Here is a 15,809-nt window from a genome sequence, read left to right as displayed (position 1 = left end):
TAGGCTAGTTTGGCGACATCGACTTTCGTTCAGCTATCCGATTTTTTGTCACCATGGTAGGCTAATATCAATATTTAGATTTAGTGTTCTTTTATGTCTATTGCTAATAAAAACATTTTGCTGGGCGTGACTGGCGGTATTGCTGCCTACAAAGCTCCCGATATGGTTCGAAAGCTTACCGCGTTAGGCGCTAATGTTCGTGTTGTTGTAACTGACTCTGCCGCAGAGTTTGTGAGTCCATTAGCATTACAGGCCGTATCAGGCCATCCAGTCCATCAACATCTGTTAGACCCCGCAGCAGAAGCTGCTATGGGGCACATTGAGCTTGCTAAATGGGCCGACATTTTATTGATTGCTCCGGCAACGGCTAACACGTTGGCAAAGCTCGCTCACGGTATGGCTGACGACTTACTTACCACGTTGTATTTAGCAACAACGGCAACGCTCTACATAGCTCCGGCGATGAACCAGCAAATGTGGAAAGCGGTAGCTACGCAGCGCAACATCGCGTGTTTAGAAGAGCATGGGGTCACGTTTATCGGTCCGGCGAGCGGTGAACAGGCGTGTGGAGATATAGGCGCCGGGAGAATGGTTGAACCTGTCGATATTGCTAGCGTATTGAACACTGCCAAAGACAATGCATTTCAACGCTTTCCTGCACTACAAAACCTAGCGGGAAGAAATGTGATGATTACCGCTGGGCCGACAAGAGAGCCTTTAGACCCGGTGCGTTATATATCAAACCATAGTTCGGGCAAGATGGGCTTTGCTATCGCAAAAGCTGCATCAGCGGCAGGCGCTAACGTCACATTGGTCGCAGGTCCAGTGTCTCTTAGTACCCCTGCTAACTGTTCTCGCATTGATGTTGTGACTGCCGATGACATGCTATCGGCGTGTGAAAAGCTCACACCATCCACAGATATCTTTATCAGTACCGCAGCCGTTGCTGATTATAAAGCCTCGACTATCGCCGATAACAAGATTAAAAAAACAGGTGATGAGTTAACACTTACTTTTATTAAAAACCCTGATATTCTAGCAAAAATATCTGGAAGACCTGACAGGCCATTTTGCGTAGGCTTTGCAGCAGAGAGCCAACACGTTGAAGATTATGCACGTTCAAAACTAGTCAAAAAGAAGCTAGATATGATTGCTGCAAATGACATTACTGTGGACGGTCTTGGATTTAATAGCGATAAAAATGCGCTGCACGTAATCTGGAAAGACGGAGATAAACGTTTTCCAGCAACGAGTAAAAATGAGCTGGCGGAACAGCTAGTTGCACTTATTGCAGAGCGTTTTGCGCTTAGTAATAAAAGCTAACAGATACTTATTAAGTGTCGATAATAAAAACGATAAAAATAAACGCTTTGGTGTAAGCCAATTTAACATGGAGCCCGAGTTGCTGTAACTCGGTAGCGGAGGAATTACTTTCGTCATGCCTGCTGTCAAAAAAACAAATCGCAGAGCCCAAATTCTGCAAGCACTCGCTGGAATGCTAGAAACCAGCCCTGGTCAACGTATTACTACGGCTAAATTAGCTGAAAAGGTAGGGGTGTCTGAAGCGGCACTCTATCGCCACTTTCCAAGTAAAGCGCGCATGTTTGAGGGACTCATTGAGTTTATCGAAGAAACGCTCTTCACACGTATCAATAAAATTGTGAATGAAGAAAAAGACTCGCTTACGCGCTGCCAGCTTATCTTACATCTCATTTTAGGCTTTGCGGAGAAAAACCCAGGCATTACCCGCATCTTAAATGGTGATGCACTTATGGGCGAACAAGACCGTTTGCGCGCGCGTATTGCAAAACTTTTTGAGCGTTTAGAAACGCAGCTCAAACAAGTATTGAGGGAGCGCAAACTACGCGAAGGTAAGACACTATCCGCAGATGAAGCGATTATCGCCAATATGCTGATTAGCTACACTGATGGTCGCATTAACGGCTTTATTCGCAGCGGCTTTACCCGCAAGCCGACAGAGCAGTTCAATGAGCAATGGGCTACGTTTAAACAAATGTTTGTTCAGTGATAAATATGGGCCCGCTGTTGCGAAAGTTCGCTTTTTAATAGCGCAGTGCGACCGTTGCTTAAAAGCGATTAATTATGAAGAGTATCCCAATTTTTGTAATCAATATGGAAGCCTGCGTTGAGCGTTGGGAGTCAACATCTTCGAAGCTCATCGCACTGGGTCTTCATCCTATTCGGTTTAACGCAACCGTTGGACGGGTGTTGAGCAACGAAGAAATTGAACAGCATTATGATGCTCATGCAAATCGTAAGTATCACCATAGAAATCTTACCGTGGGAGAGATAGGTTGCTATATCAGCCATCAAAACCTTTGGATGAAGATCTCTGAAGAAAAAATACCTTACTGTCTTATTTTAGAAGACGATTTGTGTATAGACGATAAACTTCCGTCTCTGCTTAAGCATGTTGAACAGCTTAAAGGCTGGGACATGATTAAATTATTCGACAACCGCGATAATCTGTTTATCGACTCAATGCCATTAGATAATACTTTTACTCTAGGTAATTTTTTTAAAGTTCCAAATTGCACAGCAGCATATGCGTTAAGTTTATCTGGTGCTGAAAAATTACTAAAACGTAAGCTATTTTTTCGGGCCGTAGACGTTGATATACAGTTCCATAGCGAGGTGGGGATCAGTGTTGTTGGAATTCGCCCGTACCCCTTCACTCAGGACAAGACGTTCGTCAGTGAAATAGGTGTTGTAAACGGTGGCCGCCACTCTAATCACAGCTCCTTTTGGCGAAACCTAAAATTCCGTATAAAGATGTACTTTGAGCGTAAAAAGCTTTCTGCAGATTTGACAGAAATTAGCCAATAATTAAAAACGCCGGCCTTCATTAATGAAGGCCGGCGCTAGTCATTGCTATTTAGTCAATACATGTTATTTACTAAACGTCTTTCCAAAGAAGTCACCCTCGTTCCACTTAGGCTTGTTCTTCTGATTTGCCAATGTCCAGCCGATTTGCGCGTTCACTTTTGTAAAAGTTTCGGCAGCGTTCCAGTTAAACGGCTGATTTAGATCATCGCTTGGCTTGTGGTAGTGGGTAGATAAGAACTGACCGAAGACTTTGCTACCATCTACATTAGGATCTTTTGACTTAAGACCCGGCACCATAAATACTGAAGGTACGCCTTGTTTTACAAACGCATAGTGATCTGAGCGTGTGAACAAAGCTTGCTCTGGCCATGGATCTGGGCTTAGTTCGATATCGGCATTGGCTGCGGCTTTTTCCACTGAGTCTTGCAAATCACTATGATTAGCGCCAAAGGCAATAACATCGGCAAACTCGTAAGTCAGAATAGGCATATCCAAGTTTACGTTCGCCACCATCGAAGTAACGGGTACCGTTGGGTTACGGGCGAAATAGTCTGCACCTAGCAGGCCTTTCTCTTCACCAGTTACCGACACAAACAAAATTGAGCGCTTTGGCTTTTCTTCCATTTCGCTAAACAGGCGTGCAGTTTCTAACATGACAGACGTACCCGATGCATTGTCCATAGCACCGTTATTGATGTTGTCTTTCTTCACTGTTTTTGCAAAACCAATGTGATCAGAGTGAGCAGAGAAAACCACGTACTCGTCTTTAAGCTCCGGGTCTGAACCTTCAAGCACACCCACAACATTTGGGCTTGTGATGGTGTCGTGTACGCTCGTCTTGCTGATATCAACTACGCCGTTTAACGCAAAGCCTTGCGGTACTTTGTCAGCTTCAAGAACTGCATAAACGTCATCAAGACTCTTTTCTGCGCCTTGAAACAGTTTACGTGCAGCCCCTTCACTCATGTAAGCGCCGCCTTTAAGCTGAGAAAAACTATTCGCAGGCTCGCCATTATCGTCTAACCACGCCATACGCGGTGTATGAATGTAGTTCAAGCGGCTCTGATACGGGCGCACTTTCTCGTTTTTAGGCGTAGTGATAGTGATCATGCCGATAGCGCCATTGTCTACCGCATACTTTTGTTTTTGATAGCCCGACGCGAAGTGAGCGCCCTCTTCTGATGGAAAGTCGCTTGGCTTACCCGCAAGCGCTACAACAATTTTTCCTTCAACATCTAGGCCTTTATAATCGTTATGAGATAACTCGTCAGCCACAATGCCGTAGCCTACGAATACCATCTCACCTTTTACATTGGCTTCAGTGCTAAGCAAGCTTGGGCTAGCTAAATATTCTTTCGGGTAATCAAAATCAACGGTTTCGCCGTTTTGTGTAAATGTAAACTTAGGTGATTCTTGAACCAGATTGGCTTTGCGAAACGATACATTTTGTATGTAGCCATCTGTGCCTGCAGGCTTCAAACCATATTTGGCAAATTCGGTCGCAATATAAAGCGCCGCGATCTCATGACCTCGAGAGCCAGTATCACGCCCTTCAAGTAAATCGTCTGCTAAGAAAAACAAGTGCGATTTGATTCGCTGTGTATCAGGGTTGAAAGCATTATCTGTCGATGCGTGGTTATGTGCTGTTGCAGCAAATGTAATTGCTGTCATTGCACCACCAATAAGGAGTTTTTTTATCATTTTAATTTCACCGTATAACTAAGTGTGCGTCATAGTAACGCAGTTAATACGAGAAATACCATCAAACAGCTTTCGTTTACCATGTGTTTCCTACCGTTGCTCGCATTTTAGGAGCAAGGTAAAATTATCAGCCACATGCCGGCTCGATTTCCGGATTTTGTTATTTTTTAGTGAAGAGCAGCATCTATGTCGAAAGACGATATTCTTTACCGCGTTCAATTTACCAGCAATGGCGAACGCTACGAATTGTATGTAAAAACCCTTATACAAGGCGCTTTGTTTGGCTTTATAGAAATAGGTGACTTTGTGTGGGATACCCACACAAGTGTTGTTGTGGACCCTAGTCATGAAAGACTAAAAAACGAATTCTCGGAAGTAACAAAAACGTATGTTCCGATGCACAACATTTTGCGCATTGACGCTGTAAATAAAAAAGGTTCGGCCAAAATTACTAAATTAGAAAATAAATCTGATAAAGTAACGGCATTTCCTAGTCCAATATATACACCAACAAAAGAGTAACCGCCGGACCCAGCCGGTAAAGGTTGCCGGAGATCCCTATGTATCGCTACGTATTCGCGGCATTACTATTAGTTTGCAGTATAAGCACCACAGCAAAAGAATTGAACGATGAAAGCTTGTACCAACTTCTTGATGAAATTTGGCAATACGAGCTTTCGGTTTCGCCACTTTTAGCCTCCAGAGAAGGCGATACCTCACTCGCTCACGTGTTACCAGATAACTCTCCTAAAGCCTTGAAAGCACAAGATGAGCAATGGCGCGCTTTTCAAAAAGCCTTAAGTCAGTATGAAAAAGAGAATATCTCTACTGACGCTTATATTGCCTTGCTAATGCAGCAATATCGTTTAGCTAATTATGTGGACGAATATACCTATCGCGCGCACTTGGTACCCATCAATTCAGAATATGGCTTTCACGGTGCGATGGCCTCGCTTCCTAATTTATCAACCTTTAAGCGCGTAGAAGATTATCAAGCCTACATTAGCCGTCTAAACGCGCTAAAGCCTTACTTCGACCAACAAGTTTCGTACATGAAACAGGCGCTAAAAGAAGGCTACACGCAACCTAAAGTCGTGTTGAAAGGGTTTGAAAACTCAGTGGCGTCTTACATTGTTGAAAAGGCTGAAGACAGTGGTTTTTATTCTCCATTTACCCGGTTTCCTGAGTACTTTACTGCCGAACAAAAATCAGCGCTAACGGAACAGGGTGAGGCAGCCATAAACAGCAGCGTGTTGCCTGCATATCAAATGTTCTACGACTTCATGGTAGATGAATACATTCCCAATGCCCGTGAAGATATTGCCGCAAATAACTGGCCTGATGGTGTGGCGTATTATGCTAATAGAGCAAAGCATTACACTACTACTGATATGACCCCGCAGGAAATACATGATTTAGGGTTATCAGAAGTAAAACGCATTCGCGCGCAAATGCAACAAATTGTGGATGACCTTGGCTTTGATGGCGACATTAATGACTTCATTACGTTTTTACGGGAAGACCCGCAATTTTATGCCACCAGCGCTGAAGATTTGCTGAAAGAGGCGTCATTTATTGCAAAGAAAATGGACGCAAAACTCCCTTCTCTTTTCGAGTACCTCCCAAGAACGCCCTACGGTGTAGCGCCTGTACCAGACGCTATCGCGCCTAAATATACAACGGGACGTTACATCCATCCTAGCCGCGATGACCAGCCAGGCTATTACTGGGTAAACACTTATGCCCTTGATAAGCGCCCTTTGTATGCCCTACCTGCACTGACCTTACACGAAGCGGTGCCAGGCCATCACCTTCAAATATCGTTGGCAGCAGAGCTTGAAGACTTACCTATGGTACGTCGCAACACCTATATTTCAGCCTTTGGTGAGGGCTGGGGTCTATACTCAGAGTTTTTGGGCATAGAAGCAGGTATTTACGAAACGCCTTATGACAACTTTGGCCGCTTAAGCTACGAAATGTGGCGTGCGTGTCGTTTAGTGGTTGATACTGGTATGCATACGATGGGCTGGAGCCGTCAACAAGCTGTGGACTATATGATGGAAAACACCGCGCTTTCTGAGCACAACGTTAATACAGAAATAGACCGCTACATTTCATGGCCTGCACAGGCGTTATCGTACAAAATTGGCGAAATTAAAATTAAAGCGCTGCGTGAAAAAGCAGAGACTGCACTAGGACAGCGTTTTGATGTTCGTAAATTTCATCGCGCCGTTTTGGAAAATGGTTCTGTGCCACTTTTTATTTTAGAACAACACATAAATACGTTTATAGAAGAGCAAAAGGCAAAATAAGATGTTCGTTGCATTTGGTGTTATTGGATTACTTATCCTGTTTTTAATTTACTTGGTACTACGAACGCAGAACTTACAAAAAGAATTGGCGCTATTGCGTCATTCAAATAAGCAAACTAGCAGCAAAGTAACTTATGCTTATCGCAATCTTGTTCTCGTCACAGACGCATTAGAAAAGAACCTTACTGCGCGCGTAGAAAGTGATTATAAAAGTCGTCTTATCGAACAATCGCAATATCAAATACTTCACTCGCTAATGCGAAATTTCTCGACCATTGTAATGGCGTGCTGTGAGAAAGGTATGTCGCTTGAAGAGTCTTTAAATAAAGCGTTGCTTAATGAGGACGTAACGCTTGAAGACGTTCGCGATATGGTAAAAACACTGCCCAGCAATGCGCGCATGGTATGGGCAAAAAATACCGCAGATGGTTTTATCGCGTTTTGCCAAACGGTTACTGCACCGATAAATACCACTAAAGCCAATAAATCAGCAGCGGCCTTACAAGAAAGCTAGTCCTGCTTACTGATTTGCAAAGGTAGAGCATTATTAGGGCCTTCTACTCTTTTCGTATGGTAAAGAGCAGCCAGGCCCTTAATAGCCATTTCGTCTTGAATTGAAAATTTAAACGCTTGTCCGCCCCTTGACACTTCCCTTCTTCTTAAAGATTTAATCTTTTACCTTTTCAAACTAATCAATAAGTTAGCATTAAAAGCTTCAAGGCTTGAGCCTTTAATCTTGAAAAGGATCATTGCTGCACTATAATACTGTACATAAATACAGTTCATTTTGAGTGCCATGAATAAACCGTTATCCGTGCTTAACAACCACCCTCATATTTGGCGGGCCAGAGAACAAAAGCAAAATGAAACAAAGTTTTCATTAGGTTTTCCGCGACTAGATAAAGCGCTTAACGGTGGCGTTGCTTCTACAGGCTTAGTGCGTATAGCTTCTCTGACTGGCGTTGGTGAACTCTCATTGTTTAAAGACGTAATATGCCAGCATCGTACTCATAAACTCGTTGTATTTATCAATCCTCCAGGGCGTTTGCAGTCGCCGTGGTTAGAAAATTTAGGCCTTAAGACGCAACAAGTACTTGTAGTAAAAACGCATACACAGCAAGAATCATTGTGGGCGGCAGAGCAATGCCTAAAAAGTACAGCTTGCCATTGCGTGGTGCTGTGGAGTAATACAATAAGCCAAAAGGAAGCCCGCCGTTTACAGGTAGCTGCGACACATAACGATGCCCTATGCTTGCTTTATACTCCGGTGCATCGGCCGCTGTCATCGTCAAGTAAACAACAAAACAGACCATTAAGCAGCGCCCAAGCTTCTAGTGACGATGCGCTACCTATTACTTTAGATCTTTATCTGCAAGGAACCCCGCACGCTTTATCGGTAAATATTCGCAAACAGCGTCATGGATGGCCTAAGGATAACATCGTTATTTCACACAAATGGACGCCTGACAATAACGCCATTAAGTGGGCGATGACGCACAATACGCTTTCTGATCAGGCGCTACACTCAGTGAGCTGACCATGCTATGGGCTTATATTTACTGCTACCAACTTACTTTAGATAGTCATAATAGAGCGACTAGGCGCACAGCTGCACATTATCAAGAGTCTTGTGTCGGTGCTAACCATAAAGGTTCGTCACTACCTTTAAGCACACCCGTTGTCGTCTACTGCAGTAAAATAAATAAAATTGTTCAATGCAATGATATTGCAAAGACAGAAGGTATTGAAATCGGGCATGGTTTAGCGCAAGCAGCTGCACTATGCCCTTATGTACATGTACTGCCTTTCAATGAAGAAAACGAAAGGCATATGCTTACGCAGTTAGCACATCGGCTTTATCCGCTTGCATCAGACATTGTGCTAGATAGTCATGCCTGTGCAGGCGGACTAGCTATAAGATTAGACAATTTAACCCATTACTATGGTGGTCATGAGCCTCTATGGAAAACCCTCACGCAGGCGTTATCGGAGTCTGATGTTCGCTACCACTTTGGCTGTGCGTGGACAATAGAAGCGGCAAAGGTACTGGCACTTCAAAAGTACAACACTTACGTATGTACACGTGATGACATAAAAAAAGCGTTAAATGCATGCCCTCTTTCTCTTACTGCACTGGCGCCTAAAGTTATAGAGTCGCTGGCTAGAGTGGGAATTACTAGCGTGCAACAGTTACTCGACATGCCTGTCCAAGAGCTAGGTCGACGCTTTGACAATAACACCATTATGTATCTGACTGCACTGAGAGGAGAGACGTTTCCCCGCGTTACGCTATTTAGGCCGCTAGAGCGTTTCGATAACTTCTTACTGTTACCCTTTGACGTAGAAAACATACAGCACTTAACGCCTTTTGTTACCCAACAACTTGAGCATCTATCTCATTATTTACGAGCTAGAAATTTATACACATCAAACGTGGCCATATACATTCAATTTAGAGAAGCGCCGCCCATGAATATTGAGATCCAATCTGCGCTACCTCAGTCTTCTGTTAAAAGCTGGCTGCCGTTATTTACCCTTAAAATTGAAAACCTTGTATTGCCTGAACCCGCTACTGCTGTTGAGCTTAAATGCCATCAATTTGAAGAAATAGATACTCATAATGGCGACTTTTTCAGCGATCGATTTAATGATGTGGCACAAAAGCAACTAATTGGCCGCTTAAACGCTAAGCTAGGTGATAAAAGCACTTTTCAACCTCGCGCAGCCAACAGTCATCAGTTTGAATATATGACGGTAACCGAACCGAACGTGCCTGAATATGCTTATGCTTGCGATACTGCGCCTACTTTTACCTTTGATGTTCCTACGCCACTTACTCAACCAACACAAATTTGTTTTGGGCCCTTACGGTTAAATAGCGAATGGTGGCACGACCGTCCTACCAAGCGCGATTACTTCATTGCGCAGACCCCTCAGAGTGTCCGGTTATTGGTGTTCAAAGATGAAGAATCTCGATGGTGGGTACAAGGGCTTTTTTGTTAGGTATATGTGGTTAGGGTAAGCACGTTAGCATGAAGTACAGCGAACTATTTTGTCAAAGCAACTATAGCTTTCTTTGCGGGGCTTCTTCTCCTGCTGAGCTAGTTACCACAGCGTCTTTTCTTGGCTACGAGGCTCTCGCTATTACTGATGAATGCTCTGTAGCAGGCATAGTGCGAGCCTTCGATGAAATTACCCACCAAAAATTACCTATCAAGCTTATTGTGGGCAGTTACTTTGTATTTGATGAGACCTTATCCTTTGTATTGTTGTGCCCAGATAAGGCTGCCTACAGTGAGCTATGCCGAATCATCACTAATGCGAGGCGCCGTTCTGAAAAAGGTGAGTATCAACTAGCCGAATGGGATTTACGCACCATTCGACACTGTAAATTTATCTGGTTGCCCAGTGGGAAGGAAACCCAAGATAAACATTGGGCAGAATGGCTGCTAAAGCACCCCAGCATAGACGTCTACATAGGTGCGCAGCGCTTACTAGATGGACGTGATCATCATAGGTTTGCGCACTATAACGCTTTGCAATCTACCTACTCATTTCCTGTTATTGCGTGTACGGGTGTATTGATGCATCACGCAGATAGGTTGCCACTACAGCATGTTTTGCACGCCACAAAAGTTCATACCAGCGTTGACGAGATAGGAAGAAGTGCATTAAGTAATGCAGAACGTAGCTTACGCACCATACATAAAATTAAGAAGCTATATCCTGAAAAGTGGGTGGCGAATACTAATGCTCTTAGCCAATTATTTACGTTTTCTTTAGAGGAGTTGCGCTATCAATACCCTGCCGAACTTGTTCCCAAAGGCTACACACCTACGTCTTATTTAAGAGAGCGTGTGGAAGAAGGGATTAAAATTCGCTTTCCAGAAGGTATTACTACGGAAATTCGGCAGACCATTGAAAAAGAGCTTACGCTGATTGCCGAGCAAGAGTATGAATATTTCTTTCTAACAATTTACGATATCGTCCAGTTTGCCAAACAACAGCGCATCTTATATCAAGGTCGTGGCTCTGCGGCGAACTCTGTGGTTTGCTATTGTTTAGAAATTACCGCCGTCGACCCTAGACAAATTAGCGTACTTTTTGAACGCTTTATTTCAAAAGAGCGCAATGAACCGCCTGACATTGATGTGGATTTTGAGCATCAACGCCGTGAAGAAATTATTCAGTATATTTATAAAAAGTACGGCAGAGAAAGAACTGCTATCGCCGCGACTGTGATTTGTTACCGCTTTAAATCAGCATTTAAAGATGTGGGAAAAGCACTAGGCTTTAGCGAATCTCAACTGGACTTTGTTGTTAAGCAAATAAACCGTCGGGATAGCGTTATACCGTGGAAGTCCCAACTAGCCAACCTCGGTTTAAATCCGCAAGAGAAACGAGTACAACAGCTTATTAACTTAACCGAATCTCTATTGGGCACGCCAAGGCATTTGTCACAGCATGTAGGCGGGTTTGTGATAAGCGCGGGCCCATTGTATGACTTAGTTCCTGTGGAAAACGCAGCGATGGAAGCTCGCACGATTATTCAGTGGGATAAGGACGATATAGAAACACTAGGTCTATTAAAAGTCGATGTGTTGGCTCTGGGTATGTTAAGCGCTATTCGCCGGGCTTTTGCCCTCATTAATAAGCAATACCCCGTTCAGACAAGCATTCCCTTCATCACTAAACTTGGCGATGACAAACAGGTTTTCGATATGATTTGCCGCGCTGATACCGTCGGCGTTTTCCAGATAGAGTCAAGGGCCCAAATGTCTATGCTGCCAAGGTTAAAACCTCGTCGGTACTATGATTTAGTAGTGCAAATTGCCATTGTTCGGCCAGGTCCAATTCAGGGGGATATGGTGCACCCTTATTTAATACGCCGTCACGGTAACGAAACTATCGAGTATCCTTCAAAAGAAGTCGAAAAAGTGCTGTCCCGTACTATGGGCGTACCTATTTTCCAAGAGCAGGTCATTCAACTTGCTATGGTTGCCGCAGGCTTCAGTGGGGGTGAAGCTGACCAACTTCGTCGCGCTATGGCGAGCTGGAAAAAGGACGGAAGGATTTTCGAGTTTAGAGACAAGCTGATCAAAGGTATGACAGATAAAGGTTATGACAATACTTTTGCTCATAACTTATTTGAACAGATTAAGGGGTTTGCAGGGTATGGCTTTCCAGAGTCGCATTCCGCTTCTTTCGCAGTATTGGCTTATGTATCTTGCTGGCTTAAGTTTTACTTCCCTGTAGAGTTTTATGTGGCGTTATTAAACAGCTGGCCAATGGGCTTTTACACGCCGTCACAGCTAGTGCAAGATGCAAAGCGGCATAATATTCACGTAGAAGCCCCCTGTGTGAACAAGTCTGACACTGAACATACCCTAGTTATAGTAAACCAAGAAAAGCGCATACAATTAGGACTTAAGCTTATCAAAGGGCTTAGCGAAACGTCGTCCCAACAACTTGTAAAGAACAGACCTAACAAGGGGTATGTCAATATAGAACAACTACACCAGCTGTCGCTCAAGAGTAATGAGCTAGAAGCGCTCGCTAGCGCCGATGCACTGCGTACCATTTCAGGTAACCGCTATGAAACACGCTGGAGAATAATGGATACGCAAACGCGCTTACCGCTGTTCGACGCAGAAGAGAAATATACTGATGAAAACATCAGCACATTAAATGTTTCGCCCTCTGATGCTGAAAATTTACTCGAAGATTATGCATCGACAGGACTATCCGTTAATAACCACCCAATTTCATTACTTCGACAACAACATCAGCTCAAAGATATTAGCTGGTCTAACTCCCTCGTTACTAAGAAAAATAAATCAGTAGTTAAAGTTCTGGGTGCCGTAACGGGCCGTCAAGCGCCTGGTACAGCCGCTGGCGTTACATTTCTTACCTTAGAAGATGATATTGGCAATATGAACGTCGTCGTATGGCAATCCACAGCCAGAGCGCAGCAACAAATCTTTTTAAAAGCTAAGCTTTTGCAAGTTAATGGCATTATTGAACGCTCCAAAGAGGGAGTGATACATATTATCGCTGGTAAACTTATTGATCGCACACCTTGGTTAGAACAAATATCGCTTAACTCACGGGATTTTCATTAGGCACTTTACTCTTATGTAATAGCACCTTAATTTCTTTATTCCGTGCTTTTTCTTTATCAAGAGGCGAGTTAATTGCTTTAAATACCAAAGTGATTAAACTTAAAGCGTTTTGTGAATAACTGAGATCATTTTGGAGTTTAAATGATTCGATGGATTATGCTTTTCTGTGCCTCCCTGCTAAGTGTTAATATCTATGCTAAAAAGTACATTATTGGGGCTCAGAATTTAGCATACTTTCCTCACTACGACTTTGCCTCCACCGCTGATAAAGGCGTCGCATGGTCTGTTTTAGAAGCATTCTCCGACGCTTCTGGACATGAATTTATTTACGTAAGTTTACCAATACGAAGACTTCAGCTTGAACTGGTTAAAGGTAATGTAGACTTTGTTTATCCTGACAACAGCGGATGGTATAACAGCACTACCACGTCGAAAGACAAACACTTTTCTTCTCCCCTTACTCATGCCATGACAGGAACTATTGTTAAAAAAGAAAATGTCGGAAAAGGTATTGGGGCGATAAAACATCTCGCCATGCCATTAGGGTTCACACCTGTTAATTGGCAAATGCGGATAAATAATCAAAGCACTAAAATTATATGGGTAAACACTATTCAACAGGGAATGGATCTTTTACATCAGGGGCGTGTAGACGCCCTCGATTTAGAGTATTTTGTGAGCCAACACTCCTCATCGCTTTACTTTGAGAAAGATGTATTTACTTTAGATATGACCCTTCCACACAATGAAATACCTTTCTCTCTATCTACGCTTTATCACTCCGATGTTATTGCTGAACTAAATGATTTTATATCCTCAAACCCCGAATTAATTGATAGTATTAAGTTAAAGTACGGCGTAATGGACTTTGAAAAACTAACACAGCAGCTTTTAAATGAACAAGGATTGCAAATTGAAGAGGTTTGGCAATAGCACACACCGTATTATTCAGACTATATCGATAATACTTTGTGTTTCATTTTTTTCTTCGACTATTAAAGCCGACACCTACATCGTAGGCGCTCAAAATATTGAATATTCCCCTTATTACAATTTTTCTTCACCCCATGAAAAAGGTTTAGGATGGGCCATACTGGAAGCGTTTTCAAAGCACAGTGGGCACCAGTTTATCTACCTAAGCATGCCCGTTAAACGCCTTCAAATTGAATTAAAAAAAGGGAATGTTGATTTCGTTTTTCCAGATAACCCTAGATGGAACGACCCTATAACATATAGCGTTGATAAGGCTTACTCTCTCCCACTGGTAGACACTTTTGCTGTGACGTTAGTAAAACCAGAAAACAAAGGTAAGGGCATTGGCTTTGTCAGTAACCTCATTATTCCCGACGGATTTACCCCAGCTAAATGGAAGAAACAAATCAACGAAAATACCGTAAACGTAATTGGTGTGAACAGCGTCTATGAGGGGTTATCACTTCTAAACAAAGAGAAAGCCAATGCCATGGATATAGAATACAACGTAGCTCAACGTATTCTTCGTCGATATCCTAACATTGGCGAGTTCACTGCTGATCTAACGCTTCCGTACAACACGGTGTCTTTCTCCGTTTCCACACTAAAACATCCTGACATTATTCACGAACTCAATACGTTCCTTAATTCCAACTCAAAAACCATCAATGAAATAAAAAATAAGTATGGTATTGAAGAAACTAAGCAGTTAACTCAGCGACTGATGAAACAACAAGGACTTACAAAAAACGTCCTGTGGCCAGCCTTGTAATAATTCCATAACCGCAGTAAATAACACATAAACAGTAACTCAAATGAAAGAAAGAAAGATTTAACGCACTGATATAAATATGTTTTATAGTTGGAAGGAATCTTGCTGATTGATTAACAATTCAAGGAGCAACTATGAAATCGATACTACTTCTATTATTTTCTTTTTTTTTCACTTTTACTGCGAATACGGTGCAAGCTCGACAGACTGTAAGCGTTGACTATATGCATGGGTTCGATGGCATCGACGGAATGCGGTTCGCCTATAGACCTTTAGAACAGGAACTTGTAACCGACTGGCTTGGCGATTTAAAGCTGTACTGGGAAGTGAGCGCGGTAATCTGGGAATACGGAAAAGACGATACGCACAGCACAAGCTATGCTGCATCCATCACTCCCGTTTTCATGAAGCAAGTTGCTACGCTAAATAATCAATACCCGGTGTATATTGAGGCAGGTATTGGCGCGAGCTATATTGGTGATCAAGAAGTGGCGGGCAAAGATATTGGGTCAAATTATCAATTCGAAGATCGTATTGGCATCTTTGTGGAGCTTGATAAAAAGCAACACGTAGCGTTGCGATATATGCATTTTTCTAACGGCGGGTTTAACAATGACAATCCTGGATTGGACTTTCTAAACTTGTCATACGCCTACCACTTCTAAACGCAAAAAACCCGCCATTAGGCGGGTTTTTCTTAATGGGACCTGGCAGTGTCCTACTCTCACATGGGGAGACCCCACACTACCATCGGCGCTAATACGTTTCACTTCTGAGTTCGGAATGGGGTCAGGTGGTACCGTATCGCTATGGCTGCCAGGAAAAACTGGTTTGCAGCTTATTAGCCGCGTAAAGTTGAGCGCTATCAACTTCAATGAATTCTGTTAGCCTAAGTATATAAAAATACAGTGGCTTCTATATAAAGCAAAAAACCCGCCGTTAGGCGGGTTTCTTTTAATGGGACCTGGCAGTGTCCTACTCTCACATGGGGAGACCCCACACTACCATCGGCGCTAATACGTTTCACTTCTGAGTTCGGAATGGAGTCAGGTGGTACCGTATCGCTATGGCTGCCAGGAAAAA

At 43.1% G+C, this 15,809-nt stretch carries 13 protein-coding genes and 2 rRNA genes; 12 read left to right on the top strand and 3 right to left on the bottom strand.

Annotated elements, in window-relative coordinates; translation table 11 throughout:
* Positions 1-93: 93 nt before the first annotated feature.
* The 3 genes from coaBC (at position 94) to C6Y39_RS02780 (ending at position 2,847) form a co-directional block, all read left to right on the top strand.
* Entirely contained in the window at positions 94-1,323 is a 1,230-nt protein-coding gene (coaBC, locus tag C6Y39_RS02790; protein WP_105929812.1) for a bifunctional phosphopantothenoylcysteine decarboxylase/phosphopantothenate--cysteine ligase CoaBC, read from the top strand.
* Positions 1,324-1,438: 115 nt separating this feature from the next.
* On the top strand, positions 1,439-2,029 hold the full coding sequence (gene slmA, locus C6Y39_RS02785) for a nucleoid occlusion factor SlmA (protein WP_105929811.1): 591 nt from the start codon (positions 1,439-1,441) through the stop codon (positions 2,027-2,029).
* Positions 2,030-2,103: 74 nt separating this feature from the next.
* Positions 2,104-2,847 (top strand): glycosyltransferase family 25 protein, encoded by a 744-nt coding sequence (locus C6Y39_RS02780; RefSeq protein WP_105929810.1) that lies wholly within the window; start codon positions 2,104-2,106, stop codon positions 2,845-2,847.
* A 63-nt stretch (positions 2,848-2,910) separates the two neighbouring features.
* Here the strand turns inward: C6Y39_RS02780 and C6Y39_RS02775 are convergent, their stop codons facing one another.
* Positions 2,911-4,548: a M28 family metallopeptidase gene (locus C6Y39_RS02775; RefSeq protein WP_105929809.1), complete on the bottom strand. Its 1,638-nt coding sequence runs from the start codon at positions 4,546-4,548 to the stop codon at positions 2,911-2,913.
* A 186-nt stretch (positions 4,549-4,734) separates the two neighbouring features.
* On the opposite strand from C6Y39_RS02775, the gene C6Y39_RS02770 reads away from it, so the two are divergent.
* From C6Y39_RS02770 to C6Y39_RS02730, 9 genes are all read left to right on the top strand, one after another.
* Positions 4,735-5,070 carry a DUF1820 family protein gene (locus C6Y39_RS02770; protein ID WP_105929808.1) on the top strand — a complete coding sequence of 112 codons (336 nt, stop codon included), beginning with the start codon at positions 4,735-4,737 and terminating at the stop codon, positions 5,068-5,070.
* Between the two features lie 38 nt (positions 5,071-5,108).
* Entirely contained in the window at positions 5,109-6,860 is a 1,752-nt protein-coding gene (locus C6Y39_RS02765; protein ID WP_105929807.1) for a DUF885 domain-containing protein, read from the top strand.
* Position 6,861: 1 nt separating this feature from the next.
* Positions 6,862-7,374, top strand: coding sequence for a hypothetical protein (locus C6Y39_RS02760; protein ID WP_105929806.1), 513 nt, complete (start codon positions 6,862-6,864; stop codon positions 7,372-7,374).
* A 282-nt stretch (positions 7,375-7,656) separates the two neighbouring features.
* Complete coding sequence (locus C6Y39_RS02755; RefSeq protein ID WP_105929805.1) at positions 7,657-8,397, top strand: recombinase RecA; 741 nt, start codon at positions 7,657-7,659, stop codon at positions 8,395-8,397.
* 2 nt (positions 8,398-8,399) lie between these two features.
* Complete coding sequence (locus tag C6Y39_RS02750; protein ID WP_105929804.1) at positions 8,400-9,863, top strand: Y-family DNA polymerase; 1,464 nt, start codon at positions 8,400-8,402, stop codon at positions 9,861-9,863.
* A gap of 29 nt (positions 9,864-9,892) precedes the next feature.
* Complete coding sequence (locus C6Y39_RS02745; protein WP_105929803.1) at positions 9,893-12,982, top strand: error-prone DNA polymerase; 3,090 nt, start codon at positions 9,893-9,895, stop codon at positions 12,980-12,982.
* 141 nt (positions 12,983-13,123) lie between these two features.
* Positions 13,124-13,915, top strand: coding sequence for a type 2 periplasmic-binding domain-containing protein (locus C6Y39_RS02740; RefSeq protein ID WP_105929802.1), 792 nt, complete (start codon positions 13,124-13,126; stop codon positions 13,913-13,915).
* Entirely contained in the window at positions 13,896-14,726 is an 831-nt protein-coding gene (locus C6Y39_RS02735) for a type 2 periplasmic-binding domain-containing protein (RefSeq protein ID WP_105929801.1), read from the top strand. Before C6Y39_RS02740 ends, C6Y39_RS02735 begins: the two co-directional genes overlap by 20 nt.
* Before the next feature lie 134 nt (positions 14,727-14,860).
* A complete protein-coding gene (locus C6Y39_RS02730; RefSeq protein ID WP_105929800.1) occupies positions 14,861-15,391 on the top strand; it encodes an acyloxyacyl hydrolase in 531 nt (176 codons plus the stop codon).
* Between the two features lie 40 nt (positions 15,392-15,431).
* Here the strand turns inward: C6Y39_RS02730 and rrf (C6Y39_RS02725) are convergent.
* A 5S ribosomal RNA gene (rrf, locus tag C6Y39_RS02725) occupies positions 15,432-15,547 on the bottom strand.
* A 141-nt stretch (positions 15,548-15,688) separates the two neighbouring features.
* Positions 15,689-15,804 (bottom strand): 5S ribosomal RNA (gene rrf / locus C6Y39_RS02720).
* Positions 15,805-15,809 lie beyond the last annotated feature (5 nt).

The organism is Alteromonas gracilis (assembly GCF_002993325.1).
Lineage (GTDB): Bacteria > Pseudomonadota > Gammaproteobacteria > Enterobacterales > Alteromonadaceae > Alteromonas > Alteromonas gracilis.
This window is presented reverse-complemented; position numbering and strand designations above follow the sequence as displayed.